Origin of the sequence: Kineococcus xinjiangensis, from assembly GCF_002934625.1 — a bacterium.
In the GTDB taxonomy this organism is placed as follows: Bacteria; Actinomycetota; Actinomycetes; order Actinomycetales; family Kineococcaceae; genus Kineococcus_A; species Kineococcus_A xinjiangensis.
This window is the reverse complement of record NZ_PTJD01000011.1, coordinates 43,119-68,552: the sequence shown is the minus strand read 5'-3', so window position 1 is coordinate 68,552 and position 25,434 is coordinate 43,119. Positions and strand designations below refer to the sequence as shown.

General features: G+C 75.9%; 23 protein-coding genes. 15 read left to right on the top strand and 8 right to left on the bottom strand.

What is annotated here, in order from left to right:
* Positions 1-166 precede the first annotated feature (166 nt).
* Entirely contained in the window at positions 167-1,144 is a 978-nt protein-coding gene (locus tag CLV92_RS15025; protein ID WP_104434141.1) for an NAD(P)H-quinone oxidoreductase, read from the bottom strand.
* A 55-nt stretch (positions 1,145-1,199) separates the two neighbouring features.
* Complete coding sequence (gene mobA, locus CLV92_RS15020; RefSeq protein ID WP_211291154.1) at positions 1,200-1,841, bottom strand: molybdenum cofactor guanylyltransferase; 642 nt, start codon at positions 1,839-1,841, stop codon at positions 1,200-1,202.
* 178 nt (positions 1,842-2,019) lie between these two features.
* Here mobA and CLV92_RS15015 point away from each other — a divergent pair, with 178 nt between their 5' ends.
* The 6 genes from CLV92_RS15015 to CLV92_RS14990 all read left to right on the top strand — a co-directional run bounded on the left by CLV92_RS15015 (position 2,020) and on the right by CLV92_RS14990 (position 9,713).
* Complete coding sequence (locus CLV92_RS15015) at positions 2,020-4,992, top strand: sensor histidine kinase (RefSeq protein ID WP_158257267.1); 2,973 nt, start codon at positions 2,020-2,022, stop codon at positions 4,990-4,992.
* Between the two features lie 201 nt (positions 4,993-5,193).
* Entirely contained in the window at positions 5,194-5,643 is a 450-nt protein-coding gene (locus tag CLV92_RS15010) for a roadblock/LC7 domain-containing protein (RefSeq protein WP_104433993.1), read from the top strand.
* A gap of 5 nt (positions 5,644-5,648) precedes the next feature.
* Positions 5,649-6,053, top strand: coding sequence for a DUF742 domain-containing protein (locus tag CLV92_RS15005; protein WP_104433991.1), 405 nt, complete (start codon positions 5,649-5,651; stop codon positions 6,051-6,053).
* Positions 6,034-6,663: a GTP-binding protein gene (locus tag CLV92_RS15000; RefSeq protein WP_104433989.1), complete on the top strand. Its 630-nt coding sequence runs from the start codon at positions 6,034-6,036 to the stop codon at positions 6,661-6,663. Before CLV92_RS15005 ends, CLV92_RS15000 begins: the two co-directional genes overlap by 20 nt.
* Positions 6,664-6,910: 247 nt before the next feature.
* Positions 6,911-9,274, top strand: a complete 2,364-nt coding sequence (locus CLV92_RS14995) for a chemotaxis protein CheA (protein ID WP_104434137.1) — start codon at positions 6,911-6,913, stop codon at positions 9,272-9,274.
* 1 nt (position 9,275) lies between these two features.
* Positions 9,276-9,713 carry a chemotaxis protein CheW gene (locus CLV92_RS14990; protein WP_104433987.1) on the top strand — a complete coding sequence of 146 codons (438 nt, stop codon included), beginning with the start codon at positions 9,276-9,278 and terminating at the stop codon, positions 9,711-9,713.
* A 123-nt stretch (positions 9,714-9,836) separates the two neighbouring features.
* Here the strand turns inward: CLV92_RS14990 and CLV92_RS14985 are convergent, their stop codons facing one another.
* Positions 9,837-10,256: a VOC family protein gene (locus CLV92_RS14985; protein WP_104433985.1), complete on the bottom strand. Its 420-nt coding sequence runs from the start codon at positions 10,254-10,256 to the stop codon at positions 9,837-9,839.
* 226 nt (positions 10,257-10,482) lie between these two features.
* Here CLV92_RS14985 and CLV92_RS14980 point away from each other — a divergent pair, with 226 nt between their 5' ends.
* Positions 10,483-10,749: a hypothetical protein gene (locus CLV92_RS14980; protein WP_104433983.1), complete on the top strand. Its 267-nt coding sequence runs from the start codon at positions 10,483-10,485 to the stop codon at positions 10,747-10,749.
* Positions 10,750-10,903: 154 nt separating this feature from the next.
* Here CLV92_RS14980 and CLV92_RS14975 read toward each other — a convergent pair whose 3' ends face one another.
* Both CLV92_RS14975 and CLV92_RS14970 read right to left on the bottom strand, forming a co-directional pair.
* Positions 10,904-11,773, bottom strand: coding sequence for a phosphatase PAP2 family protein (locus CLV92_RS14975; RefSeq protein WP_104433981.1), 870 nt, complete (start codon positions 11,771-11,773; stop codon positions 10,904-10,906).
* 78 nt (positions 11,774-11,851) lie between these two features.
* The gene (locus tag CLV92_RS14970) at positions 11,852-13,531 is read right to left on the bottom strand and encodes a putative bifunctional diguanylate cyclase/phosphodiesterase (RefSeq protein ID WP_158257266.1); all 1,680 of its coding nucleotides are present in this window, start codon (positions 13,529-13,531) and stop codon (positions 11,852-11,854) included.
* Between the two features lie 309 nt (positions 13,532-13,840).
* On the opposite strand from CLV92_RS14970, the gene CLV92_RS14965 reads away from it, so the two are divergent.
* The 5 genes from CLV92_RS14965 (at position 13,841) to CLV92_RS14945 (ending at position 17,702) form a co-directional block, all read left to right on the top strand.
* Positions 13,841-14,776, top strand: coding sequence for a hypothetical protein (locus tag CLV92_RS14965; protein ID WP_146099564.1), 936 nt, complete (start codon positions 13,841-13,843; stop codon positions 14,774-14,776).
* A 100-nt stretch (positions 14,777-14,876) separates the two neighbouring features.
* Positions 14,877-15,536 (top strand): 5-oxoprolinase subunit B family protein, encoded by a 660-nt coding sequence (locus CLV92_RS14960; protein WP_104433975.1) that lies wholly within the window; start codon positions 14,877-14,879, stop codon positions 15,534-15,536.
* Positions 15,533-16,393 (top strand): 5-oxoprolinase subunit C family protein, encoded by an 861-nt coding sequence (locus CLV92_RS14955; RefSeq protein WP_104433973.1) that lies wholly within the window; start codon positions 15,533-15,535, stop codon positions 16,391-16,393. Before CLV92_RS14960 ends, CLV92_RS14955 begins: the two co-directional genes overlap by 4 nt.
* 44 nt (positions 16,394-16,437) lie before the next feature.
* Positions 16,438-17,220 carry a carbon-nitrogen hydrolase family protein gene (locus tag CLV92_RS14950; RefSeq protein ID WP_158257265.1) on the top strand — a complete coding sequence of 261 codons (783 nt, stop codon included), beginning with the start codon at positions 16,438-16,440 and terminating at the stop codon, positions 17,218-17,220.
* A gap of 65 nt (positions 17,221-17,285) precedes the next feature.
* Positions 17,286-17,702, top strand: a complete 417-nt coding sequence (locus tag CLV92_RS14945; RefSeq protein ID WP_104433969.1) for a hypothetical protein — start codon at positions 17,286-17,288, stop codon at positions 17,700-17,702.
* A 107-nt stretch (positions 17,703-17,809) separates the two neighbouring features.
* Here CLV92_RS14945 and CLV92_RS14940 read toward each other — a convergent pair whose 3' ends face one another.
* Genes CLV92_RS14940 through CLV92_RS21995 form a run of 3 tightly spaced genes read right to left on the bottom strand, consistent with a single transcriptional unit; the run spans position 17,810 to position 20,702 of the window.
* Positions 17,810-18,646: a DUF4097 family beta strand repeat-containing protein gene (locus CLV92_RS14940; RefSeq protein WP_104433967.1), complete on the bottom strand. Its 837-nt coding sequence runs from the start codon at positions 18,644-18,646 to the stop codon at positions 17,810-17,812.
* A complete protein-coding gene (locus CLV92_RS14935; RefSeq protein ID WP_104434135.1) occupies positions 18,643-19,323 on the bottom strand; it encodes a response regulator in 681 nt (226 codons plus the stop codon). The genes CLV92_RS14940 and CLV92_RS14935 overlap by 4 nt, the downstream gene beginning before the upstream one ends.
* A 32-nt stretch (positions 19,324-19,355) precedes the next feature.
* Complete coding sequence (locus tag CLV92_RS21995; protein ID WP_104433965.1) at positions 19,356-20,702, bottom strand: sensor histidine kinase; 1,347 nt, start codon at positions 20,700-20,702, stop codon at positions 19,356-19,358.
* A gap of 158 nt (positions 20,703-20,860) precedes the next feature.
* Between CLV92_RS21995 and CLV92_RS14925 the strand changes: the two genes are divergently transcribed.
* The 3 genes from CLV92_RS14925 (at position 20,861) to CLV92_RS14915 (ending at position 25,389) form a co-directional block, all read left to right on the top strand.
* Complete coding sequence (locus tag CLV92_RS14925; protein WP_104433963.1) at positions 20,861-22,102, top strand: GGDEF domain-containing protein; 1,242 nt, start codon at positions 20,861-20,863, stop codon at positions 22,100-22,102.
* 5 nt (positions 22,103-22,107) lie between these two features.
* Positions 22,108-23,013: a substrate-binding periplasmic protein gene (locus tag CLV92_RS14920; RefSeq protein WP_104433961.1), complete on the top strand. Its 906-nt coding sequence runs from the start codon at positions 22,108-22,110 to the stop codon at positions 23,011-23,013.
* 147 nt (positions 23,014-23,160) lie between these two features.
* A complete protein-coding gene (locus tag CLV92_RS14915) occupies positions 23,161-25,389 on the top strand; it encodes an MMPL family transporter (RefSeq protein ID WP_104433959.1) in 2,229 nt (742 codons plus the stop codon).
* Positions 25,390-25,434: the final 45 nt, after the last annotated feature.

The following is a 25,434-nucleotide window of genomic DNA, read 5'->3' as shown; positions in this document are numbered from 1 at the left end:
TCTCTCCTCCCGACACCCCTCCTGCCCGGAAAGGACCCTTTCCGGGGTCGGGGACAGGGTCTTGACCCCGGAAAGGGTCCTTTCCGGGCGGGGGGCGGGCAGGAGGGGTGGGGCGGGCAGGGGAGGGGGAGGAGAGAGGCGGGGGAGGGGAAGAGGGCCGGGCGGGTCAGGGGACCAGCAGGAGCTTGCCCGTGTGGGAGGACTCCTCCATCACGGCGTGCGCGCGGGCGGCCTCCGCCAGGGGGAGCACCTCGTGCACGACCGGCCGGACCCGTCCCGCCGCCACCAGCGGCCACACGTGCTCGGCGACGCTCGCCACGATCGCGGCCTTCTCCTCCGCCGGGCGCGCCCGCAGCGACGTCGCCAGCAGCGCCCCGCGCTTGGCCAGCAGGCGCCCCAGGTCGAGCTCGCCCCGCGTTCCGCCCTGCAGGCCGATGACCACGATCCGCCCGTTCGGGGCGAGCACCTCCACGTTGCGCTGCAGGTACTTCGCGCCCACCACGTCCAGCACCACGTCCGCGCCCCGTCCGCCGGTGGCCTCCCGGACCTCGGCCACGAAGTCCTGCTCGCGGTAGTTCACGAGGACCTCGGCGCCCAGTTCGGCGCAGCGCTGGAGCTTCGCCGCCGAACCGGCCGTGACGGCCACGCGGGCCCCGGCGCAGCGGGCGAGCTGGATCGCCGCGGTGCCGATGCCGCTGCCCCCGCCGTGCACGAGGAGGAGCTCCCCGGGGCGCAGCCCCGCGAGCATGAACACGTTGCTCCACACCGTGCAGGCGGTCTCGGGCAGCGCCGCGGCCTCCACCAGCCCCACCCCCGCGGGCACCGGCAGGACCTGCCCGGCGGGCACCGCCACGAACTCCGCGTAGCCCCCGCCGTCGAGCAGCGCGCAGACCTCCTGCCCGACCGCGATCCCGCCGACGCCCTCCCCGACCGCCTCCACGGTCCCGGAGACCTCCAGCCCGGGGTGCTCCGGAGCCCCCGGCGGCGGGGGGTAGTGGCCCTGCCGCTGCAGGACGTCGGCGCGGTTCACCCCCGCCGCGGCCACCCGCACCACCACCGTGCCGGGGGTGGCCACCGGGTCCGGCAGCTCTGCGAGGACGAGGGCGTCGGGGCCGCCGGGGGAGGGGACGGTGATGGCGCGCACGCACCGCAGGGTAGGAGCGGCGCCGGCACCGGGCACGCCGGGCGGCCCGCCCCTCTCACCCCGCCCCCGCTCCCGGCCCCTGCCGGCGTCCGTGCAGGCGCCGCGCCTCGTCGAGGTCCTCGGCGGTGTCCACGTCCAGGACCTCCTCCGCCGTGACGGGCACCGCCACCTCCGGCCCGGCCAGCACCTCCCGCAACCGCCGCCCCGCGGCCGGTGCGCCCGCCAGTCGCGCGCGCAGGGCCGGCAGCCGGTGCGCGCTCAGCAGCGGCTGCCGGCGGCCCTGCGGGTCGACCCCCGCGGCGCACGCGGCGGCGGGGGAGCCCGCCAGGGCGGCGAGGAGGCGCGGGACGGCCGCAGCGGCGAAGGGGTGGTCGCCCCCGAGGAGGACGACGGTGGCCGTGCCCGCGGGCAGGGCCGTCACCGCCGCCGCCAGCCCGGCGACCGGCCCGCCCCCGGGCGGATCCTCCCGGACGGTCGTGACCGGGCGGCAGGTGGCGCGGGCCGGGCCCACCACCACGACGGGGACCTCCGGCGGCAGGCCGTCGAGGAGGTGGTCCAGCAGGGGGCGCCCGGCGAGCAGTGCGCACACCTTGTCGTGGTCCGACTCCGGTCCGTCAGCGCGGGCGGTGAAGCGCCGGGCCGCGCCGCCGGCCAGGACCACGACGGCCGTCGAACCCGGGTCCACAGGGGTCTCCACGGTGCCTATGGTGACCCCGTCCGGCGGCAGGGCTTCAGCACCACGCCCGTTGCGCCGAACGGGTGATGCTGCTGGACGCTCCTCACCCCGCCGCTCCTGCGGACCGATGCACCTGTGGATCGGTGGAGTGCGCACACTCCGGCCGCGCCACTGTCCGTCCTCGTCTCGGAAGGTCGTCATGCTCCGGAACCTGAGCATCAGAGCCAAGCTGCTCGCTCTCCTCGCTGTGCCGCTGGCCCTCCTGCTCGGCACCGTGACCGCCCTCAACCTGCAGTTCGTCGAGCACTCCACGGAGAAGCGCGCTCTCGCCCAGTTCGCCAGCGGTGGGGCCGCCGCCAGCGCCAACTACCGCGCCTTCCAGCGCGAGCGCCTGCTGAGCATGCAGTACCTGCTGGACAAGCACCCCGCGACCCGCCTCCAGCTGATCACCGCCCGCCGGGACACCGACGCCACCTACGCCGCCGCCGCGGACAAGGTCAACTCCTCCGGCATCGACTGGTCGCAGGGCACCGCGGCCCCCATCTACCGCCAGATGGTCACCGGGACCCGGGACTCGCTGCCGAAGCTGCGCCAGGCCGTCGACGCCGGCGTCATCCCGCCGATCCAGGTCCTGAGCAGCTACACCGCGTTCATCCAGGGCTCCATCGGCCTCATCACCGCCGTCGCGAACGACTCCGACGAGCCGCACCTGGCCGCGCAGCTGCGCGCCTTCGCCACCGTGCAGTCCCTGTCCGACGCCGTGTCCCAGGAGCAGCTCGCGGGCGTCCTCCTGCTGCGCGGCCAGGACCCGCAGCAGGCCACCGCCGTGCGCCTCGCCGCCGTCGTCCAGCAGGAGATGTTCGGCAAGCAGCTGCCCGTCGTGCTGCCCGAGGACGAGCTGCAGGAGCTCGACGACGCCCTCGCCACCAACGCCGCCGCGCAGAGCGAGGTCTCCGAGGCCCGCAAGATCTTCAACGGCACCGCGACCACCGGCGCCGTCGACCTGAAGGCGTGGGTCAAGAACTCCGACGTCCTCGTGTCCGTCTACCAGGACTTCGGCACCCAGGTCGGTGAGGAGCTCGCGGAGTCCGCGCAGGAGGAGGCGGACGCCACCCAGACCCAGATCGTCCTCTTCACCGGCATCAGCGCGCTCGTCATCCTCTTCGCCCTCGCCGTCGCGATCGTCTTCGGTCGCAGCGTCGGCCGTCGCCTGGCCCGCCTGGCCGCCGCCGCCATCGAGGTGCGCGACGAGCTGCCCCGCATGGTCGAGCGCATGCAGACCCCCGGCGAGGGCCCCGGCGTCGAGATCGTCCCCCTGGACGACGACAGCAAGGACGAGGTCGGCCAGCTCAGCCGCGTCATCAACGACCTGAACACCACGACGATCCGCATCGCCGGCGAGCAGGCCGCCCTGCGCGCCTCCATCGCCGAGATGTTCGTCAACGTCGCCCGCCGCGACCAGGCGCTGCTGGCCCGCCAGCTCGCGTTCCTGGACCAGCTGGAGCGCACCGAGGAGAACCCCGACACCCTCGAGGACCTCTTCACCCTCGACCACCTCGCCACCCGGATGCGCCGCAACGCCGAGTCGCTGCTCGTCCTCGCGGGCATCAACACGGGCCGTCGCCTGCGCCGCCCGCTGCCGCTGTCGGACGTGATCCGCACCGCGGCCGGTGAGATCGAGCACTACGACCGCGTGGACCTGGCCCTCCAGGTCGACCCCCCGGTCGTCGGCCACCTCGCGCTGTCCCTCGCGCACATGATCGCGGAGCTGCTGGAGAACGCCACCAACTTCTCCGACCCCAGCTCCCGGGTCGTCGTCTCCACCACCGAGACCGGGACCGGCGTGCAGGTCCTCATCGTCGACAAGGGCCTCGGCATGCCCGAGGAAGAGGTCACCAACGCCCTGCAGCGCATCTCCGGCGCCAAGGCCAGCGAGGTCGTCGGTGCCCAGCGCCTCGGCTTCTTCGTGGTGGGCCGCCTCGCCGGCCGCCTCGAGGTCGAGGTCGGCATCGCCGCCGAGGAGGGCAAGGGGACCACGGTCACCCTCGACCTGAGCCCCTCGCTGTTCGTGCCCGGCTCGGTCTCCGCGGCCCCCGCGGTCACGGCGGCGCCGGCTCCGGCCGAGCTGCCCGCCGCTCCCGCGGCGAGCAGCGTCACCGCCCCGCTGGACGCGATGTCCGACGAGGCCGTCCGCTCGGTGCAGGAGATCACTCCGGAGCCGACTCCGCAGCCCACCCGCCCGACGGCGAGCTCCTCGCTGCCCACGCGTCGTCCGCTGCCCACCCGCGGTGGCGGCGCCCAGGCCCCCGAGGCTCCGAAGGCCCCCGCGGCCGCGAAGGCGCAGAGCCTGCCCGCCGTGCCCGTGATGCCCAAGGTGGACGTCCCCCTGTCGGTGGAGGCCGGCTGGACGCCGGAGAACCTGCCGGCGGTCAAGGAGGCCCCCAAGGTGATGCCGCGCCGCCGCAAGGCGGGGGAGGCCCCGGCACCCGCCGCGGCCTCGAGCGCGGCGGCACCCGCCGGTGCGGCGCAGGACATCCTGCCCAAGCGCGGTACCGGCAAGCCGCGGACCCGTCGGGAGTCCCCGGTTCCGCCGCGCACGGCCGCCGAGGCCCTGTGGACCTCGCGCAGCCGCGCGGAGGCCGCCGCCCCGCAGGCGCCGGCAGCCGCGCCGGCCCCCGTCGCCGAGGCCCCCGTCGCCGAGGCCCCGGCTCCGGTCCCGGTCAGCCCGGCGCTGCCGCAGCGCCGCCGCCCGGAGGTCCCGGCCGCCGAGGCAGCCGCTCCGGCCGTCGAGGCCGAGGCCCCCGTCGCCGAGGCAGCCGCCCCGGTCGTCGAGGCCCCCGCCCCGGCCCCGGCTCCCGCCGCCGAGCCTGCCCGTCCGCAGCGCTCGTCGGTGGCCGCCGACGCCCTCTCCGCCCTGGCGGAGGGCGCCACCTTCCGCCCGACGATGGGCGGCGGCTCCCAGCCGCTGGTCCGCCGTCAGGCGGGTGCGACTCCCGCGGCCGCCAAGCCGGTCGCGGCCCGTCCGGCAGCCGCCCGCCAGCGGCGCGCGCCGGCGGACGTCCGCTCGATGCTGAGCGGCTTCCAGGCCGGTGTCTCCCGCGGTCGTGCCACGACCGAGCCGGGCGACGCCCCGACCGCGGAGGGTGGTGCGGATGAGCGCACCCAGGACTGACCCGACCTGGATCGAGCCCACCTGGGTCGATCCCACCTCCGCCCCGGACGCGCCGGCGGCACCCGCCGCCGGCGCCCCCCGGGCCCGCACCACCCCACCGGGGCGCCCGCCCCAGCACCGCACCACCTGCTGCACCCACACCCGCCGCACCCACACCCGCTGCACCGACACTCGCTGCACCGAAACCGGAGGAAACCCACTGTGACCGCGATGAGCTCCGAGGCCGCCGACTTCAGCTGGCTCCTCGACAACTTCGTCCGCAGCACTCCCGGAGTCCGCCACACGGTGGTCGTCTCCGCGGACGGCCTGCTGATGGCCATGTCCGACCAGCTGCACCGCGAGGCCGGTGACCAGCTGTCGGCCATCGTCTCCGGCATGTCGAGCCTGTCCCGCGGGGCGGCACGCCAGCTCGACGCCGGCGAGGTCCGCCAGGCCATCATCGAGATGGACGAGATGTTCTTCTTCCTCGTCAACATCTCCGACGGCTCCGTCCTCGCCGTCGCCGCCGACGCCGGCTGCGACGTCGGCCTCATCGGCTACGAGATGGCGATGCTGGTCCAGCGGTGCGAGGCCACCCTCACCCCGCAGCTGGTGTCGGAGATGCGGGCCAACCTGCCCACGTCCTCGGCGCCTGCTGCCGCGGGGTGGTGAGTGGAATGACTCCCCCTCCTGGCAAGGCGGACCTCTGGTCCGACGACGCCGAGGAAGACGGTGGCGAGGAGTTCACCGTCCGTCCGTACACCGTGACGGGAGGCCGGACACGCACCTCCTCGACGGGCATCCCCGTCGAGGCGCTGGTGGAGGCCATCGCCCAGCCCGAGGTCGGGATGACGCCGGAACGCAAGCGCATCCTCGAGCTCACCGCGAGCCAGTACCTCTCGGTCGCGGAGCTGTCCGCGCACGTCCACATGCCTGTCGGAGTCATCCGGGTCGTCGTGAGCGACCTGGCCGCCGCCGGCAAGGTCCGCGTCCACGGCCTCCCGGCCACCACCACCACGGCGGAACCCGCCACCACCATCAGCGTCCTGGAGAGTGTTCTCAATGGCATTTCCTCGCTCTGACGTGAGCCAGCCCGCTGGGGCCGCAACGCCGGCGGGGAACGCCTCCGCTCCGGCAGCCGCCCCCACGGTCGTCAAGATCGTCGTCGCCGGCGGGTTCGCCGTCGGGAAGACGACCTTCATCGGCTCCATCTCGGACATCGAGCCCCTCCGCACCGAGGCGGCGATGACGGAGCACTCCGTCGGCGTCGACGACGCGGGCATCAACACGGGGCGCAAGACGTCCACCACGGTCGCCATGGACTTCGGCCGCATCGCGCTGCCGGGGAACCTGTGGCTGTACCTGTTCGGCACCCCGGGCCAGGACCGCTTCCTCTTCATGTGGGACGACCTGGTCAAGGGCGCCATCGGCGCGGTCGTCCTCGTGGACACCGACCGGCTCGACCAGTGCTTCCCGGCCGTGGACTACTTCGAGTCCCGCGGCATCCCGTTCGTCGTGGCGGTCAACTGCTTCGACGGCATGGCGCAGCACGACCTCGAGGACGTCCGGGAGGCGCTGGCCGTCGGCAAGCACATCCCCTTCGTCTACACCGACGCCCGCAGCAAGGCGGCGACGAAGCACAGCCTCGTCACGCTGGTGCAGCTGGCGCTCTCGCGCCTCAGCAACGCCTGAGCCGCCACCGCCCCCCCGGGGCACCCGCACCAGCGAGTCCCCAGCAGCACGGCCATGGCGCCCCGTCCTCCCCAGAGGACGGGGCGCCGTCCGTCGGGGACCGTGCTGCCCGGCGCCCGACCGGTTGCCCCGACCGGTTGCTCCGTCCGGCTGTCCCGGACCGGCTGTTCAGGTGAGGGCCCGGCGTGCCGATGCTCTGTGCAGGCACGCCGGAAGGCGCGATCAACGACAGCCGGGAGTGGACCACATGGACGACATGGACGAGATCGTCCAGGAATTCCTCGTCGAGAGCTACGAGAACCTGGACCAGCTCGACCGCGACCTCGTCGCCCTCGAGCAGCAGCCCGAGTCCCGCGAGCTGCTCGCCAGCGTCTTCCGCACCATCCACACCATCAAGGGCACCAGCGGCTTCCTCGCCTTCTCGCGCCTGGAGGCCGTCGCGCACGTCGGCGAGAACCTCCTCGCCCGCCTGCGCGACGGCCAGCTCGTCATGACCCCCCTGACCACCGACGTGCTGCTGCGCATGGTGGACACCATCCGCCTCCTGCTGAACTCCATCGAGGAGAAGGGCGTCGAGGGCAGCGTCGAGGTCGAGCAGGTCGTCACCGCGATCCGCGCCGTCCTCGACGGGGAGATCCCGGTCCTGCCGCCGGCCGCCGTCACCGGCGCCGAGACGCCCGCCGAGACGCCCGCGGAGACGCCTGCGGAGACGCCCGCGGAGACGCCCGCCGAGGCAGCTCCCAAGCACGCCGCCGCCGAGGCCGAGCCGGAGCCGGAGCCGGAGCCGGAGCCGGAGCCCGAGCCGCAGCCGGACCCCGTCGCCGAGGCGCCGGTCCAGGTCGCCCCCGCCGCCGCTGCCCCCGCCGCACCCGCCGAGCACGAGACCGCGCGCCAGGGCTCCGCCACGGAGTCCACCATCCGCGTGGACGTCGAGCTGCTGGAGACCCTCGTCCGCCTCGCCGGCGAGCTCGTGCTGGCCCGCAACCAGATCCTCCAGCGCGCCAGCTCCCTGCGCGACGAGGACCTCACCCGCGCCTGCCACCGCCTCAACCTCGTCGCCAGCGAGATGCAGGAGGGCGTCATGCGCACCCGCATGCAGCCCATCGAGCACCTCTGGTCCAAGCTCCCCCGCGTGGTCCGCGACCTCGGCAACATGCTGGGCCGCAAGATCAAGCTGGAGATGGAGGGCAAGGAGACCGAGCTCGACCGCACGCTCCTCGAGGCCGTCAAGGACCCGCTGACGCACATCGTCCGCAACGCCGTCGACCACGGCATCGAGCCGCCGGAGGTCCGCCGCGCCGCCGGCAAGGCCGAGACCGGCACGCTGAGGCTGCGCGCCGCCCACGAGGGCGGCCAGGTCCTCGTCGAGGTCCGCGACGACGGCAAGGGCATCGACCCCGCCGTCATCGGCGCCAAGGCCGTCGAGAAGGGCCTCGTCTCGCAGGCGAAGCTCGAGACGATGACCACCAACGACATCCTGCAGTTCCTGTTCATGGCCGGCTTCTCCACCGCCGCCAAGGTCACCAACGTCTCCGGCCGAGGCGTCGGCATGGACGTCGTCAAGACCAACATCGAGCGCATCGGCGGCTCCGTGGACGTCGAGTCCACCCCCGGGCAGGGCACCATCTGGCGCCTGCGCATCCCGCTGACGCTGGCCATCGTCCCCGCCCTGACCGTCGAGTGCGCCGGTGAGCGCTACGCGATGCCGCAGGTGAACCTGCTGGAACTCGTCAGCCTCGACGCCGACCGCATGTCCAACGCCATCGAGGACGTCGCCGGCGCGAAGGTTTACCGCCTGCGCGGTGCGCTGCTGCCACTGGTCCGCCTCGACGAGGCCCTCGGCCTGAAGCGCCCCGCCGGCGAGGAGGAGCCCACCCGCCTCGTCATCGCGGTGCTGGAGTCCGACGGCCGCCGCTTCGGCCTCGTCGTGGACCGCGTCCTCGACACCGAGGAGATCGTCGTCAAGCCGCTGTCCGGGGTCCTGAAGAGCATCGGCAGCTACGCCGGCGCCACCATCCTCGGCGACGGGCGGGTCAGCCTGATCCTCGACGTGCAGTCCCTGGCGCGCCGCACGATGCGCTCCGAGGGCCTTGAGCACGCCTCGGCCGCGGCGCAGGCGGCCAACGCCGCGACCGCCGGCGACGAGCAGCGCCTGCTGGTGGTCGGCCTCGGCGGCAACCGCCGCGTGGCCATCCCGCTGGAGGTCGTCACCCGCCTCGAGGAGTTCAAGGTCGCCAACATCGAGCGCGTCGGCCGTCGCGAGGTCGTCCGCTACCGCGGCGAGATCCTGCCGCTGGTCCGCCTCTCCGACCACCTGGCGGGCAGCTACCGCGGCTACGAGGAGGCCGAGCCGGAGTCGCTCCCGGGCGTCGTCTACTCCGCCCGCGGGCGCAGCGTGGCGATCGTCGTCGACGAGATCGTCGACATCGTGTCGCAGCAGTCCGCGCACAGCGACATCGACGACGCCGGCCTGGTCGGCTCCGCCGTGATCCGCGACCGCGTCACGGAGCTGCTCGACGTCCGGTCCGCGATCCTCGCGGCCGACCCGAACTTCTTCTCCGCGGAAGCTCGCGCCGAGCTCGCCGCCGCCGCCACCACCCTGGGGATCTGACGTGTCGACTCAGTACGCCACCTTCCACCTGGCCGGGCACCTGTTCGGCGTCGAGGTGAGGCGTGTGCAGGAGGTGCTCACCGAGCAGCCCCGCACCCCGGCCCCCCTCGCCCCGCCCGCCGTCGCGGGTCTGATCAACCTGCGCGGGCAGGTCGTCACCGCGCTGGACCTGCGCCGCCGCCTGCGGATGCCGGACCGCGCCGAGGGCCAGGTCGCGATGAACGTCGTGGTCCGCGCCGCCGAGGAGGTCTGGAGCCTCCTGGTGGACTCCATCGGCGGGGTCATCGAGGCCGCCGACGCCACCTTCGAGCCGCCGCCGGACACGCTGAACGGCCCCGTGCGCGAGCTCATCCGCGGCGCCTACAAGCTCGACGACGCGCTGCTGCTCGTCCTCGACGTCGACCGCGTCCTCGAGATCGAGGGCGTGCTCGCGGTCTGACCGAGCACCCTCCCTGCGACGCAGTCCGCCCGCTCCCCGCGCTCACCTGGATTCAGGTGAGCGCGGGCGAGCGGGCGGACTGCGTCCAGCGGTTCGGGTGACCAGCGGTTCGGGCCGACCGGTTCAGGCCGGGGCGAAGAGCTCCAGCGCGATGCCGTCCGGGTCGCGGAACTCCAGGATCAGGTTCCCACCGAGTTCCTTGACGCCGGCGTGCGCGACGCCGAGGGACTCCAGCGCGGCGACGGCGTCGTCGAGGACCTCCCGGGAGGCCACCGAGAACGAGAGGTGGTCGAGCCCGACGCGGTCCGGCGAGAAGGAGTCGCCGCCCTCCGCGACCGGGCGCAGGCCGAGCAGGCCGCCGGGGACGGCGTAGATGATGCCGCCGAAGAGGAAGGCGAGCGCCTCGCGGGTGCTCTCGTCGGCGCCGGGCGGCACCTCGAAGGCAACGTCCCAGCCGAACAGCGCGTCGTAGAACTCCCGGGAACGGCGCAGATCCGTGACGGTGAGGCGGACGTGGGCGAAACCGGTGACGGGGATGGCCATGCCACACCCTCGCACCCGGAGGGGCGCGCGGCACCCCGGTTCGCGCAGGTGCGGTGGCGGAACCGCGTCGTCGTGCGCGGGCGAACTCGGGCCCCGGCGCCTGCCCGGCGCGGACCCACCTGCCGCCCGCGCCGACGGCCCGTTTCCGGGTTAGCCTCGAAGTGTGCCGGGAGCCGGCGCGCCACGCTCGGCGCACAGGCGGCGGCACCCTCCCGGAGGGGGAGACATGGCTGACGACGTGCAGCACCCGGAAGACCGCGAGATCCCCTACCACTACCGCCCGGCGCGATCCCGGCACCGCTGGGTCGACGTCCTCCTGCAGGGTTCCTTCGCCCTCGGCGGCCCCGCCCAGGGGGTCAGCCCCCGCCTCCCCGAACGCGGCCCGCGCACACCGGAGGAAGCGGCTTCCGGCTTCGGGGAGTGGGACCGGGTCACCGCCGCGGACGGCGCCACCTTCCTCGTCCCCCACGAGACCGCCCCCGGGAAGGCCTGACGCCGCCGGGCACGCGCGGGCGTCGACGTCCCCCGTGCCCTCGCCCCCGAGGGCGGGCCACCCCGTTGCGGTGCGGGCCCGCCGCACCCCGCGCCGGCCAGGACCGGGCACAGCACCCCGCCGACCGGGCCGCCGCGGCGCACCGCACCACCGCTCATCCCCCCGCCGCGGCCCGGCGCCTCCGGTGCACGGTGAGGAAGAGCCGGTGGGCGGTGATGACGACGCTGAGCCAGCCCAGGCCCAGGGCCCACGCGACCAGCACGTCGGTGAGCCAGTGGTGGCCCAGGTAGACGCGGCTGAGCCCCATCGCGACGGCGAAGGCAGCCGCGAGGAGGACGACGAGGACCCGGCCCCACTCCCGGCGCGCCCTGCGCAGCACCAGGTAGGTGACGATGCCGGCGAAGGCGACGGCGTTCAGGGTGTGCCCGCTGGGGAAGGACGCGCTCTGCTCCAGCGGCGGCACGGCCAGGGACAGCGGTGGGCGGATCCGGCCGACCGCGGCCTTGCCGACGACCGTCAGCAGGAGGGAGCCGAGCATCGTGACGACCACCAGGACCAGCGGGCTCCAGCGCCGCCACAGCAGTGACAGGCCGACGGCAGCGGTGGCGGCCAGGATCGGCATGCCGACCGTGCCGCCCACGTCGGTGAACGCGGTGACGGCGGAGTTCAGCTCCGGGGAGCGCAGGGCGATCGCCAGGTTCAGCACCGGCCGGTCCAGCAGGGCGACGCCCTCGGCCTCCACCACGGCCTCGTAGACCTCGCTGGCCAGCGCCGTCAGGGCCGCGGTCAGCAGGAGGCCGAGGACCACCGTGATCGCCAGCACCTGGTGGGGCGCGAACCTGCGCCCGGCGCGGACCGCCAGGTCGGCGAGCCGGCGACCGGCGGCGGTCGGCCAGTGGGTCAGGTCCCACGGCCCGATGAAGTCGTGTCCGCGCCCGTCGTCCAGCGACTCGTCGAACGGGTGCCGCGACGGCCCGTCGGGCGTGGACGTCGGCCTTCCACGGGGAGAGTCCTCACGGCGCATCGCCCCATCGTGGGGGGTGTGCACCTCCGGGGCACGGGGAGGGCCACCCACCACCGCGGGCCCGCGGGGCCCGGCCGCCTACGCCGGCTCCAACCCCAGCACCACCTCCGCGCGCTGCGGGCGGCCGAGGTGGAAGCCCTGCACGAGGTCGACCTCGAAGCCGCGCACCTCCGCCAGCAGTTCCGCGTTCTCCACGTACTCCGCCACGGTCAGGTAGCCCATGTCCATCGCCACGGAGACCGCCGCCCGCACCACCGCCCGGTCGAGGCGGTCGGTGAGGATCCCCCGCACGAACTCCCCGTCGATCTTCACCAGCTGCACGGGCAGGTGCTTGAGGTAGGTGAAGGAGGCGTAGCCGGCGCCGAAGTCGTCCAGCGCCAGCCCGCAGCCCATCGCGGCCAGCCGGCGGGCGAAGCGGACCGCCGTGTCCAGCTGCGTCACCGCCGCCGTCTCCGTCACCTCGAAGACGAAGTGCGCTGCGTCCACGTTCCCGAGCTGCTCCTCGATGGTCTCCAGCACCCCGTCGTCGGACAGGGAGCGGCCGGAGAGGTTCACGTGCAGCAGGGGAGCGGCGACCCCCGCGGCGTCGGCGCGGCGCAGCAGGGCGGCCGCCGCGGTCACGACCTGCGCGTCGAGGCGCTGCACCAGGTCGAAGCGCTCCGCGGCGGGCAGGAAGGCGGCCGGCATCAGCACCCCGCCCCCGCCGTCGGCCAGGCGGGCCAGCAGCTCCACGCAGCGCACCGCCCCCGTGCGGGCCTCGACGATGGGCTGCGCCCACAGGACGAGGCCGTCGTCGGCCAGGACGTTGCGCAGCCGTTGCGCCTGCCCGGCGTGGGCGGAGGTGATCCGCGCGGCACCGGCCACGTCGCTGAAGACCGCCACCCGGTCCCGCCCCGCCTGCTTCGCCTGGTACATGGCGGCGTCGGCGCGGTGCAGGACCTCCTCGGGGGGCTCGCCGGGCGAGAGCGCCGCGATGCCGATGCTCGCCGAGACCCGCACCGGCCGGGAGCCGAGGACGAGGGGGCGCTCCCGCAGCAGCCTCAGCAGGTCCTGCCCGATCCTGCGGGCGGCCGCCGGGGGGATGGTGGGCAGCAGGACCGCGAACTCGTCGCCACCCACGCGCGCCACCAGGTCGCCCTGCCGGGTCCGCGACCGCAGCACGTCCGCGACGTGGTGCAGGCACTCGTCGCCGGCGCGGTGCCCGAGGGTGTCGTTGACGAGCTTGAAGGAGTCCAGGTCCAGCAGCATCACGCTGCCGCGCTCCTCCGCGGAGCAGGCCACGGCCAGCGCCCCGGTGAACGTCGCCCGGTTGGCCAGCCCGGTGAGCCCGTCCAGCTCCGCGAGCTCCCGCAGGCGCTGCTCCGCGCGGTGGCGCTCCGAGACGTCCCGCATGAAGATCACGAAGCGGCCGGGGTCCCGGCCCAGGTCGATCACCGACAGCTCCAGGGGGAACAGCTCCCCGCTGCGGCGCAGGCCCAGCACGTCGACGCGGTGGCCGACCAGCCCGCTGTCCTCGCCCGCGAGGTGGGCGCCGATGGCCCGCCGCTTGGCGTCGCGGTCGGCGGCGGGCATCAGCAGCTCGACCAGGTCGCGGCCGAGGGCCTCCTCCCGCCCCCAGCCGTACATGCTCTGCGCGACGGGGTTGAACTCCGTGATGCGCCCGTCGGCGCTGCACGCCGCGACGCCGTCGAGGGCACCCGTGAGGATCGCGTGCGTGGAGGCTGCGTCGCCGTCGTCCCTGCCGCAGTCCTCGTGCACCGACGCCCCCCCCAGCCCGAGTGGCGGTCCCCTGGACGGACGGACCGCTACGGGTGCGCGCTGCTGACACGGGGTCGCCGGGCTCCCGGGGGGAGACGGTGACCACACCCACGCCGTGTGCTCAGAGTGTGTCACTGCAGGTGAGGGCTGTCGCCCGCGCGATCCCCCGCCTCCCGGGAGGGCGGGCGGCAGGTCCGTCCGCCGGACGTCCTGCGCCCGTTCGCGTGACCGCGCGTAGGCATCACACTCACGCAGTGCCATCGTGGAGCCACGGCCGATCCTGGAGGCACTGTCATGCACTACTCGTTGGTGAGTTCCCCCGTCCTGGGCTTCGACCTGGTCCGGCTGCCCTGCGGGGACGCCGTGGCCGGGGTCCTGCTCCACGCGCTCGCCTGCTCCCCGCGGGACCTCGAGGTCCTCGCCGCCCGGCACGACGGGCCCGCCCGCGAGCGCGCCTGGGACCGGGTCCGGGAGATCACCGAGACGGTGCCGCGCATGGACGAGGTCCTCTCCCAGGTCGCCAACGGCCTCGTCGAGGGGGACTTCGACGACGCGGTGACGGGCCCGCGGGTGGAGTCCGGCGTCGTGCGGGTGCTGCAGGCGAGCACCGTCGCCGACGCCGACGCGCTGGTGCGCCTCGTCCACCACGACATCCTCGACTGGACCTGGACCCAGCACGACGGTGGCGTGGGGCTGCGCACCGAGGTGGCCTCCCACGCCGGCGAGGTGCTGGCCGACGCCGCGGTCTCGGCCTACCTCGGCCAGTGGCTGCCCGCGGACCTGCGGCGCACCCTCGTCGCGCCGTACCTCACCGCAGTCAAGGACCTCCCGCCCCTCTCGCGCCGGCCCTCCGCCCTCGGCCACGCCCAGGCGGGTGCCGTGGAGCTGCTGGAGCGCCTCGCGGCGATGGACGCGGAGGACCGCGCCTGCCTGCGGGCGGCCGCGCAGGCGGTGCGCGCCAGCGGTGGCGAGTGGGCCTCCGCGGTCCACGACGCCTCCTGGGCGGTGCACCTCTCGGACCGGGTCCGCACCGCCGCCGAGGCGCAGATGCTCGCCGTGCGGGCCTTCCGCGCCGGTGGGCTCGACGCCGGCGACGGGGCCAGCGGGGTCTGGAACGTCGTCAGCGGCGCCCTGCACGCGGAGGTGGTCGCGGACCTGCTCGGCGGGGAGTCGCGGGAGCGCCTCATGCGCCCCTGGGAGGCGGCCTTCCCGCCCGTGCCGCCCGCCCCGCCCCAGCTGGGCTGAGCCCGGCCCCTCCACGCCGAGGACCCCCTGCGCCGCCCCCGTCCCGGGGACGGCGCAGGGGGTCCTTCGCATTCGGGGGGCGCGATGGCAGGCTCGGCGGGTGACGTCCCCCCGGTGCCCTCCGGACGCGCCGCGGGTGCTGCCCTGCGGGGACGCCGCCCTGCTCGTGGAGCTCGGCTCCCTGCCCGCCGCCCTCGCCCTGCACGCCGACCTGGCCGCCGCGCCACCCCCGGGCGTCGTCGACGTCGTCCCCGCCGCCCGGACCGTGCTCGTGCGCACGGCACCCGGCGCCGACCTCGCCGCGCTCGCCGGCCTGCTGGCGGGGCGGGCCGCTCCCACCGGCGCCGCCGCCGCTCCCGCCCCCGCCCCGGCGGTGGAGCTGCGCGTGGTCTACGACGGCGAGGACCTCGCGGAGGTCGGGGAGCTGACCGGCCTCGGCGCCGCGGGGGTGGTGGCCGCCCACACCGCCTCCACCTGGACCACCGCCTTCACGGGCTTCGCGCCCGGCTTCGGCTACCTCACCGGGGGCGACCCCCGCCTCCACGTGCCCCGCCGGTCCTCCCCGCGCACCCGCGTCCCGGCGGGCTCCGTCGCGCTGGCCGGGGAGTTCAGCGGCGTCTACCCCCGGACCTCCCCCGGCGGCTGGCAGCTCATCGGCACCTGCGACGCCGTCCTCTTCGACCCCGACCGCGACCCGCCCGCCCTGCTGCGGCCGGGGACGCGGGTGCGCTTCACCGACGCCGGGACGGCGGCCCCGTGACGAGGGCGCTGGAGGTGCTGGCGGCCGGCCCGTTCACCAGCGTCCAGGACACCGGCCGGCCCGGGCTGGCCGACATGGGGGTGGGTCCCTCGGGCGCCGCCGACCGGGGTGCGCTGCTGCTGGTCAACCGGCTCCTCGGCAACGACCCGCGCGCCGCGGCGCTGGAGGCGACCCTCGGCGGGCTGCGCCTGCGGGCCCGGGGGGCGGTGGCCGTGGCCGTCACCGGCGCGGCGGGCCCGCTGCGCTGCGCCGGGCGCGACGCCTGGGCGGGGGAGGTGCTGCACCTGCGCGACGGCGAGGAGCTGGAGGTCGGCCTCCCCGAGGCCGGGCTGCGCAGCTACGTCGGCGTGCGCGGCGGCGTGGACGTGCGGCCCGTGCTCGGCAGCCGCTCCACCGACGTCCTCTCCGGGCTGGGGCCGCCCCCGATCGCCGCCGGGCAGGTGCTCCCGGTGGGCACGGCCCCCGCGCACTGGCCGCAGGTGGACGCGGTCGCCGTCGCCCCCGCCGCGGGCGAGGTGCGCCTGCGGGTGCTGCCCGGCCCCCGCGACGACTGGTTCGTCCCCGCGGCGCTGCGGGAGCTGCTGACCGCGGCGTGGACGGTGACCGCGCGCAGCGACCGCGTGGGGATGCGGCTGGCCGGTCCCGTCCTGCGCCGCAGCCGCACCGAGGAGCTGCCCAGCGAGGGCGTCGTGCGGGGAGCGCTGCAGGTGGCGGCCGACGGATCCCCGGCGCTGTTCCTCGCCGACCACCCGCTGACCGGCGGCTACCCCGTGATCGCGGTCGTGCTCGACGCCGACGTCGACCGCGCGGCGCAGGCCCGCCCCGGGCAGGTCCTGCGGTTCGCGCGGAAGCGCTGACCCCACCCGCTGCCGGGCGGGCCGCGGCCGTGGGAGGGTGCCTCGTGCAGCAGAGCGCCCGTCCGGTCCCGACGCTGCGGGTCGCCGCCGCGCAGGGCTGCTCGGTGCCCGGGGACCTCGCCGCCAACGCCGCCGCTGCGGCCCGGCTCGTGCGGGAGGCCGCCGCCGCAGGCGCGCGCCTGGTGGTCCTGCCCGAGCTGTTCCTGCCCGGGTACGAGCCCGCCCTCGTCGCCGCCGACCCGCAGCACCTCGCCCTGGACGCGGCCGCGCCGCTGGCCGACCCCCGGCTGGAACCGCTCGTGCGGGCCTGCGCCGCCACCGCCACCACCGCCGTCGTGGGCGCCGCCGTGCGGGAGGGGGCCACCGTGCTCCTGTCCGCGCTGGTCGTCTCGGCGGGCGGGGAGCTCCTCACCCGCTACGACAAGCAGCACCTGCACCCCGGCGAGGAGGCGGTGTTCACCCCCGGGACCGCCCCGGGGACCTTCGAGCTGGACGGCTGGCGCCTCGGCCTCGGCATCTGCGCCGACTCCGGCGTCGCCGCACACGCCCGCGCCGCCGCGGTGCGGGGTGCGCACGCCTACCTCGTCGGCGGGCTGTTCGGCGTCGGCGGCGGCGAGCGGGAGGTCCGCGACCGGTTCCCCGCCCGCGCCCGCGACAACGGCGTCTACGCGCTGCTGTCGAACCACGCCGGGCCGGCGGGGGAGTGGACGGGGTGCGGGGGCAGCGGTGTGTGGGACCCGCGGGGGCGCCCGGTGGTGCGGGCGGGCCGGGACGAGGGCGTGGTCGTGGCGGAGCTGCACCCGGCGGAGCTGCACCCGGGCGGTTGAGCCCCGTTGCGCCGTGCGGGTGGGTCGGGGTCCACCCGCACGCGCCGGCGGTCGAAGCCCCTCCCGTGGACAGCGCCGGGGCCGCGGAGCGCCCGTACGTCGAGCCGAGCCGGAGCCGGCACTACGTCAGCGACTCCGTGGAGTGGTCCGCCGTGCGCCGCACCAGCCGCACCCGGCCCACCGTCACGACGTTCGGCTGGCGCGGCAAGCTCGTCCTCAGCGTGCTGCCGCACGTGGTGTTCCTCGCGTGGGCCTCGGCCTGGTCCGGCCTCGGCGCGGCCCTGCTGCTGGGGATGCCGCTGTTCGCCCTCACGCCGTTCTGGCTGAAGCACGTGTGGGCGGCCGGACCTGTGGAGTGCACCCGGGAGGAGCTGCGCCGGGCGGTCGACACCACCTCGGCGCCGTACCTGCCGCCGCCGGACCGCGCCAGCGCCCACCCGAACCTGGCGTACCTGCACGAGGCGCCCGCCCCGGACGCCTGACGCCCGGCCCGGCCTGTCCCGTCTCCGGAAAGGACCCTTTCCGGGGTCGCCGGGGTGGGCTGGACCCCGGAAAGGGTCCTTTCCGGGGGAGTTCGGGCGGGGCGGGGTCAGGGGTGCCGGAGGACGACGTCGCCCGTGCTCGTCTCGGCCCGCAGCCGCCGGTCCGAGGTGGAGTCGACGGGCACCTGCACGGTGGAGTCCCCGGTGCTCGTCGTCGTGCTCGCGTCGTACCGCGCGCCGTCCCGGGGCACGACGACCGTCACGTCCCCGGTGCTCGACTCCACCGCCACCGAGCGCGGCGCCTCCGTCAGCTCCGCCCGCACGGCCCCCGTGGACGTCGCCAGCAGCACCTCACCCACCGCGCCGTGGACCTCCACGTCGCCCGTGGAGGTCCGGCCCTCCACGGACTCCCCGGCGGCGTCGCGCCACACCAGGTCCCCCGTCCTCAGGGCCGCCCGCACCTCGGGGAACGTCCCCGCCAGGTCCACGTCCCCGGTGTGCGACGCCACGTCCACGTCCGTCCCCGGCGGGACCTCCACGTCGAACGACACCGAGCACGGGAACGGCCACGCGGAGCCCTCGCAGCCCCCCGTCAGGGACAGCGTCCCCGACGTCAGCCCGGCGTCCGCCGACGGACCCGAGCGGTACCCGCTCAGCGTCGTCACGACCTGCGCCCCCGAGCGCCCGGGCACCTCGCGCACCCGCACCTCCCCCGTGTCCGTGACGACCACCAGGGACGTCACCGCGCCGGGGAACTCCCGCGTCGTCGTGCTGCTCGTGCTCGCCATGGTCCCGAAGGCGGACAGCGCCACCCCGCCCACCACCACCGCGCCGAGCACCGCCGCGACGGCCCGGCCGCCCCGTCGCGGCCGCGGCGGGGGCAGCTCCTCCACGGGCACGGCGAACGCGCCCTGCGTGCCGATCCGGCCGGTGTCCGTGCTCACGGGTTCCTCCAGGGGTTCGCCCCGCCGTGCGCGGCGGTGCCGAGGTAGCGCAGGACGGCGAGGACGCGGCGGTGGTCCTCGCCCGCGGGGGGCAGGTCGAGCTTCGCGAAGATGCTGGAGACGTGCTTCTCCACGGCCTTGTCCGTCACGAACAGGTGCGCCGCCACCGCGGAGTTCGAGCGACCCTCCGCCATGAGCTGCAGGACCTCCAGCTCCCGCGGGGTCAACCGGCCCAGGGGGTCGTCGCGGCGCACCCGCGACAGCAGCTGCGCCACGACCTCCGGGTCCACGGCCGTCCCGCCGGCCGCGACGTGGTGCAGGGTGCGGACGAACTGGTCGACGTCGGCGACGCGGTCCTTCAGCAGGTAGCCCACGCCCGTCGCGCGTCCCGCGACGAGGTCCGTGGCGTAGCGCTCCTCCACGTACTGCGAGAGCACGAGGACCGCCGTGCCCGGGTGCTGCTCCCGCACCACCAGGGCCGCGCGGATCCCCTCGTCGGTGAACGTCGGTGGCATCCGCACGTCCAGCACCGCCAGGTCGGGGGAGTGCTCCGCGACCGCGCGCAGCACGTCCTCCGCACGGTCCACGGCCGCCACGACCTCGACGCCCTCCGCGGTGAGCAGGCTCACCAGCCCCTCCCGCAGCAGGACGGAGTCCTCCGCCAGCACCACCCGCAGCGGCGCGGCACCCGCCGCGCTCCCGGAACCGCTCACCGCGCACCGCCCCTCGACCCGGATCCGTCCCGCCGGTCCCACGGCAGGCCCGCCGTGAGGACCGTCGGGCCGCCCACCGGGCTGTCCAGGTGGATCCAGCCGTCGACGGAGGCCACCCGGTCCGCCAGCCCCCGCAGGCCCGAGCCCGACACTCCGGCCGGCACGGGCACCTCCGACGGGCACGCCCCGCCCACGCCGTCGTCGCTGACCCGCAGCACCAGGAGGTCCCCGTCGCGGCGGACCTCCACGTGGGCGCGGGTCGCGCCGGCATGCTTGGCGACGTTCGTCAGCGCCTCGGAGACGCAGAAGTAGGCGATGGCCTCCGACGTCGCCGAGGGCCGCCCGTCGCGCGCCGGGTCCAGGTCGACGTCCACCCGCACCGGCACCGCCGAACTCGCCGCCAGTGCCGACAGCGCCGCGTCGAGGCCCCGGTCGGTGAGGACGGGCGGATGGATCCCGCGGGCCACGAACCGCATGTCCGAGATCGCCTCCTTGGCGGTGCCGTGGGCCTTGTCGAGCAGTCGCTGCGCGGCGGCCGGGTCGCGCTCCAGCGCCCGCTGCGCCATCCCCAGCTGCATCGCCAGCGCCACCAGCCGCTGCTGCGGGCCGTCGTGCAGGTCCCGCTCGATGCGGCGGCGCTCCGCCTCCACCGAGTCCACGGCCCGCTCCCGCGTCACCGTCAGCGACTCCACCCGCCGCTCCAGGACGGCCTCCCGCGCGCTGCGGGTCGGGCCCAGCAGCGCCCGCGCCGCGGCGGTCTCCGGCACGACGAGCGCGCGGGCCAGCAGCGGCACCAGGAGCAGCAGGAGCACCGCGGCCACCACGACGACCGGCACGGGCACGGGCATCGGCAGCGCCGGCTGCACGAACGGCCAGGCCAGGTCCCCGCCCGCCGCCAGCGGCGCGGCCAGGGCGCCCAGCGCGGCGCCGGTCAGGCCGACGACCACCCCCGCCGCCACCGCCCCGTACGTCGACACGAGCAGCAGGTGCAGCCCGGTGCGCCACGGCTGAGCGTCCAGCAGCCACCGCCGCCACCACGGCCTCGCATCCGGCGACACCCGCACCGGCTGGGCGGGCATCGCCTCGCCGAGCAGCGCCTCCTGCCGCCAGCGCTCCACCCACTGCGACGCCCGGATGCCCACCCGCGCCAGCAGCAGCAGCGGCACCCCCGTCAGGAACACCGGCGTCAGGGCGGTGCCCAGCACCAGCAGGACGAAGAGCGTCACGTACCAGCCCAGCAGCAGCACCGTCAGGGCCAGGTGGCAGACGGCCCACCAGCCGTCGAGCCACAGCCGGGCCGGCAGGGGCCGCCAGGGGCCGGGGAGGAGTGCGGGGGTGCTCACGCCACCGACAGTAGGTCCGCGGGAGCCGCCGGCGGAGCAGTGCGGGCACCCGTCCCCCGGGTGGGGTTGTCCCCACCCCCGCGCGGGCGCGGCCGGCGGTGCTGAACCGTTCGAGCAGACCGTTCAAGCCCGAAGCGGCGGCACCCGATGACCTGTGCATGAGACCGTCGCGCCGCAGCGGAGGTGCCGGGGCCCGCCTGTTCGCGATCTACGCAGCGGCGAGCCTGGTGCCGATCCTCGGCCTCGGTGCGGTCCAGGTGCACACGTACCAGCAGCAGGCCGTGCAGCAGGGCCTGCAGCTCGGGCGCGCCCAGGCGGCCGTCATCGAGGAGGTGGCGGTCGCGCCGGCCCTGCGGGGCGAGGGGGCCAGCATCGCCAGCGGCATCTCCCCGGCCGCCCAGCAGCGGCTGCGCGCCGCCACCGACCTCGCGGTCTTCCACGACTCCGTCCTGCACCTGCGGCTGCGCACCTTCGGCGGGCGGGTGGTCTTCGCCGACGACGGGATCAGCAACACGGACGGGAAGCTCGTCAATCGCGACGCCGACGTGGAGGCGGCGGCCGGCGGCACGGTCGGCGCCGCCATCGTGCCCGACCCCTACGCCCCCGAGGTGAACGTCATCCGGGTCCTGCAGCCCATCACCCCCGACGCCGACAACCAGGCCGTCGGGGTGCTGGAGGTCTTCCTGCCCTACGAGAGCATCGAGGCGCAGCTGCGCGAGGACACCCGGCGGCTGTACTGGGGCCTGGGTGCGGCGCTCGGCGTCCTCTACCTCGTGCTGGCGCTGATCTCCTGGTCCTCCACCCGGCAGCTGCGCCGCTTCGCCCGCCGGCAGGAGCACCAGGCCCTGCACGACAGCCTCACCGGCCTGCCCAACCGCGCCGCCTTCCGCGCCGCCGTGGAGCGCGACCTGCGCAAGGGCCAGCCCGGCCTCGTCACCCTGATCGACGTCGACCACTTCAAGTCCGTCAACGACACCCTCGGCCACCACGCCGGCGACGTGCTGCTGCAGGTCATCGCCCAGCGCCTGTCCGGCGCGGTGCGCACCGACGACACCGTCGCCCGTCTCGGCGGTGACGAGTTCGCCGTGCTGCTGCCCGGGGTCGCCACCATCGCCGAGGCGCACGAGCTGCTCACCTCCGTCCGGTGCGCGGTGAACGAGGACACCTCGATCGACGAGCACGTCCTGCCCGTGCAGACCACGTTCGGCGGCGCGCTGCACCCGGACCACGGCGACTCCATGGAGGAGCTGCTGCGCCACGCGGACGCCGCGATGTACAAGGGCAAGCACGGCGCCAACGGCGGTGTCGTGATCTACGGAGCCATCCCGGGCAACCCGCCCGAGGCGGGTGGCGCGCCCGGCGGCGGTCCCGTGCCCGCCCCGCGCCCGGCGAGGGTGTGAGGAAGGTGCGTGCGACACGGCGCGCCGGCGCGGCCCTGGCGCTCGCCGCGGCGCTGGCGGTGCTCGTGCCGGCGTGCGGGGCGGTGCAGAGTGCGCCCCCCGCGACCGCCGTGGACCCCGCCCTCCACGAGCGGCTGCCCCCGGACGTGCTGGAGCGCGGCGTCGTGCGCGTCGCCACGGACGCCTCGCACCGGCCCCTGAGCTCCTTCGACGCCGACGGGCGCCGGGTCGTCGGCTTCGCGCCCGACCTGCTCGCCGAGCTCGGGCGCCTGATGGGGGTGCGCTTCGAGCTCGTCGTGGTCCCGCCCCGGCAGGTCCTGGCCGGGCTGCCGGAGCGGATGGGGGAGGGGGACTCCGGGGGCACGGGGATCCCCCGCTTCGACGTCGCGCTCACCACCGCCGGCGCCCCGGCGGCGGCCGGCCTGCACGCCGACGTGGTCCCGTTCCTCGCCACGCCCACGTCGCTGCTGGTCCAGCGGCACACCATCGTGGGCGTCACCGACCTCGACGACCTGTGCGGCTTCGTCGTCGCCGTGGAGCGGGACACCGCGCAGGTGGACGTCCTGCGCGAGGCGGCGCTGGACTGCGGCGAGCAGGGGATCCGCGTCGAGGAGTTCCCCTCCAACGCCGACGCCCTGCTGCAGCTGCGCACCCGCCAGGCCGACGCGCTGGTCACCGACCACGCGCAGGCGGCGCACCTGATGACCAACCCCCGCACCCGCAGCCACTACCGCGTCATGGACACCGCACCGGAGCTGCCCGTCGTCTTCGGCGTCGCCGTGCCGCCCTCCGACTTCCGGTTCAGGGATCTGCTGACCGACGCGCTCGCCGAGCTCGACGAGCGGGGCACGTACGACCGGCTGCTGCGCCGCTGGCACCTGTCCGAGGCCGTGCTGGCCGACGAGGGGTAGCCCTCGACCCCGCCGGGAGGTCCCTTCCCGGGCGGGAGGGTGGGGCTGGCCCCACCCCGGGACGGGTGCGCGCACCAGCGACCCGGCACCACCACGGGCGGGAGGGTTCCAGGCGTCCCCGCGACGCCCGCCCAGCCGGAGGTTCCCGTGCCCTCGCAGTCCGCGCCCCAGCGCCCCGCCCCGACCGTTCCCCGCGCGCGCCCCGCCGCCGGCCCACCGCTGCCCCCGGTCCCGCCCCGGGGCGGTGGAGCGGCCCGGTTCAGCATCGAGCGCCGCTGGTGGGTGCTGCTCGGCTGGGTGCTGCTGGTCGCCGCCGCCGTGCTCCTCATCGGCCGGGGGACCACGACCACTGATCCCGTGGACGAGCTGGTCGGCGACTCCCGCGCGGCCGCCGCCGCCCTCGAGGGGGCCGACTTCGGCCGGCCGCAGCAGGAGACGCTGGTGCTGACCGCGCAGCACGCGATGGACCCCGCGACGCTGGAGCGGCTGCACGCGGAGGCCGTGGACGCCTACCGCGGCGCCCCGCACGTCACGGGCGTCGGGGAGGGGACGCTGTCCGCGGACGGGCGCACCTACGCCGTGCCGCTGCTGCTGGACACCCCCGTCGGGGAGTCCGCGCAGGAGGACGTGGCCGGCGCGCTGGAGCGGACCGCGGACCTCGCCGCGGCCCACCCCGAGCTGGAGGTCGGCCAGGTCGGCCCCGGCTCCATCGACCGCGAGGTGGGTGAGCAGGTCACCGCCGAGCTGCACCGCGCGGAGCTGCTGAGCATCCCGCTGACGCTGCTCGTGCTGCTGCTGGCGTTCCGATCGTTCGTCTCCGCACTGGTCCCCGTCGTCCTCGGCCTCGTCTCCGTCGTCGTCGCCCTCGGCCTGACCGCGCTGGTGTCGGGCGTGCGCCCCGTGGCGCCCGAGGCGGCGAGCCTGACGCTGCTCATCGGCCTCGCCGTCGGTGTCGACTACGCACTGTTCGTGCTGCGCCGGGCCCGCGCCGCGCGTGCCGAGGGCGCCTCCGTGCGCGACGGGATCCTGCTGGCCGCCCGCACGTCGGGCCGGGCGGTCGTCGTCTCCGGCGCCACCGTCGTCGTGTCCATGGCGGGGATGCTCGTCGCGGGCGGCCTCTACACGTCCCTGGCGCTCGGCGCGGTGCTCGTCGTGGCGGTCGCTGTGCTGGCCTCGGCGACGCTGTTGCCGGCGCTGATGGCGGTCCTCGGCGACCGGGTGGAGGCGCTGCGCCTGCCCCGCCTGCGCCGGGGTGCGCGCGGCGCGGACCCGGAGCGCTCGGCGTGGGGCCGCGTCGCCGGTGTCGCCGCCCGCCGCCCGGTCGTGGCGCTGCTCGGCGGCGGGGCGCTGGTCGTGGGCCTGGCGGTGCCGGCGTTCGGGATGCAGACGGCGCTGCCCGGGGCGGAGGCCCTGCCGGAGCACTTCGAGAGCGTGCAGGCGCTGGATCGGCTCACCGCGGCCTTCCCCGACTCCGGCGCCACCGTCGACGTCGTCGTGACGTCCACCGCCGCGGGGGCGGACCGGGCCGTGGCGGCCCTGGAGCGGGCCGACGCCGAGGCCCGCGCCGGCGCCGCCGGCCTCGGCCTGCGCTTCGCGGAGGGCACGCCGCCCAGCCTGCGCTCGGCCGTCGACGGGCGGGTCCACGTCCTGGCCCTGCCGCTGGCGGGGGCACCGGGCGGCGAGGAGGCGGCCGAGGCGGTCGCCGAGGTGCGCGAGCGGCTCGTCCCGCGGCTGCGCGGGGAGCTGCCCGCGGGGGCGACGGTGGCCGTCGGGGGCGTTGCGGAGGGCACCGACCTGTCCGCGTGGATGTCGGAGCGGCTGCCGTGGGTGGCGGCGTTCGTCCTGGTGCTGACGTTCGCGGTGGTGCTGCTGTCCTTCGGGTCCCCGGCGCTGGCGCTGGCGACGCTCGTCCTCAACGCGGGCAGCTGCCTGGCGGCGTTCGGCATCGTCACCGTCGTCTTCGGCGGGGAGTGGGCGGAGGGCCTGCTCGGGTTCACGTCGACGGGTGCGGTGGTGAGCTGGCTGCCGGTGCTGATGCTGGTGGTGCTGTTCGGGCTGTCGATGGACTACCACGTCCTCGTCGTCGCCCGGGTCCGCGAGGAGTTCGCCGCCGGGCGCACGGCCCGCGAGGCGGTGGCCGCGGGGGTGGCCCGCACCGCCGGGGTGGTCACGAGCGCCGCGGTCGTCATGGTGGCGGTGTTCGCGGTGTTCGGCACGATGTCGGACCTCGGCATGAAGCAGCTGGGGGTGGGGCTGGCGGCCGCGGTGCTGCTGGACGCGACGGTGGTGCGGGGGCTGCTGCTGCCGGCGGCGCTGGCGCTGCTGGGGCGCTCCGCGCACACCGGCCCGCGCTGGGTGCCCGCCCTGCACGGCTGAAGCCGCCCGGCTTTCCCCGCCTTTCCCCGCTTTCGCCCCCGGAAG

What these genes read in the sequence shown, in the direction of transcription:
- CLV92_RS15015 (WP_158257267.1), top strand. Translation starts at nt 2,020, where the DNA reads ATGCTCCGGAACCTGAGCATCAGAGCCAAGCTGCTCGCTCTCCTCGCT.
- CLV92_RS15005 (WP_104433991.1), top strand. Translation starts at nt 5,649, where the DNA reads ATGACTCCCCCTCCTGGCAAGGCGGACCTCTGGTCCGACGACGCCGAG.
- CLV92_RS15000 (WP_104433989.1), top strand. Translation starts at nt 6,034, where the DNA reads ATGGCATTTCCTCGCTCTGACGTGAGCCAGCCCGCTGGGGCCGCAACG.
- CLV92_RS14995 (WP_104434137.1), top strand. Translation starts at nt 6,911, where the DNA reads ATGGACGACATGGACGAGATCGTCCAGGAATTCCTCGTCGAGAGCTAC.
- CLV92_RS14985 (WP_104433985.1), bottom strand. Translation starts at nt 10,256, where the DNA reads ATGGCCATCCCCGTCACCGGTTTCGCCCACGTCCGCCTCACCGTCACG.
- CLV92_RS14980 (WP_104433983.1), top strand. Translation starts at nt 10,483, where the DNA reads ATGGCTGACGACGTGCAGCACCCGGAAGACCGCGAGATCCCCTACCAC.
- CLV92_RS14975 (WP_104433981.1), bottom strand. Translation starts at nt 11,773, where the DNA reads ATGCGCCGTGAGGACTCTCCCCGTGGAAGGCCGACGTCCACGCCCGAC.
- CLV92_RS14925 (WP_104433963.1), top strand. Translation starts at nt 20,861, where the DNA reads ATGAGACCGTCGCGCCGCAGCGGAGGTGCCGGGGCCCGCCTGTTCGCG.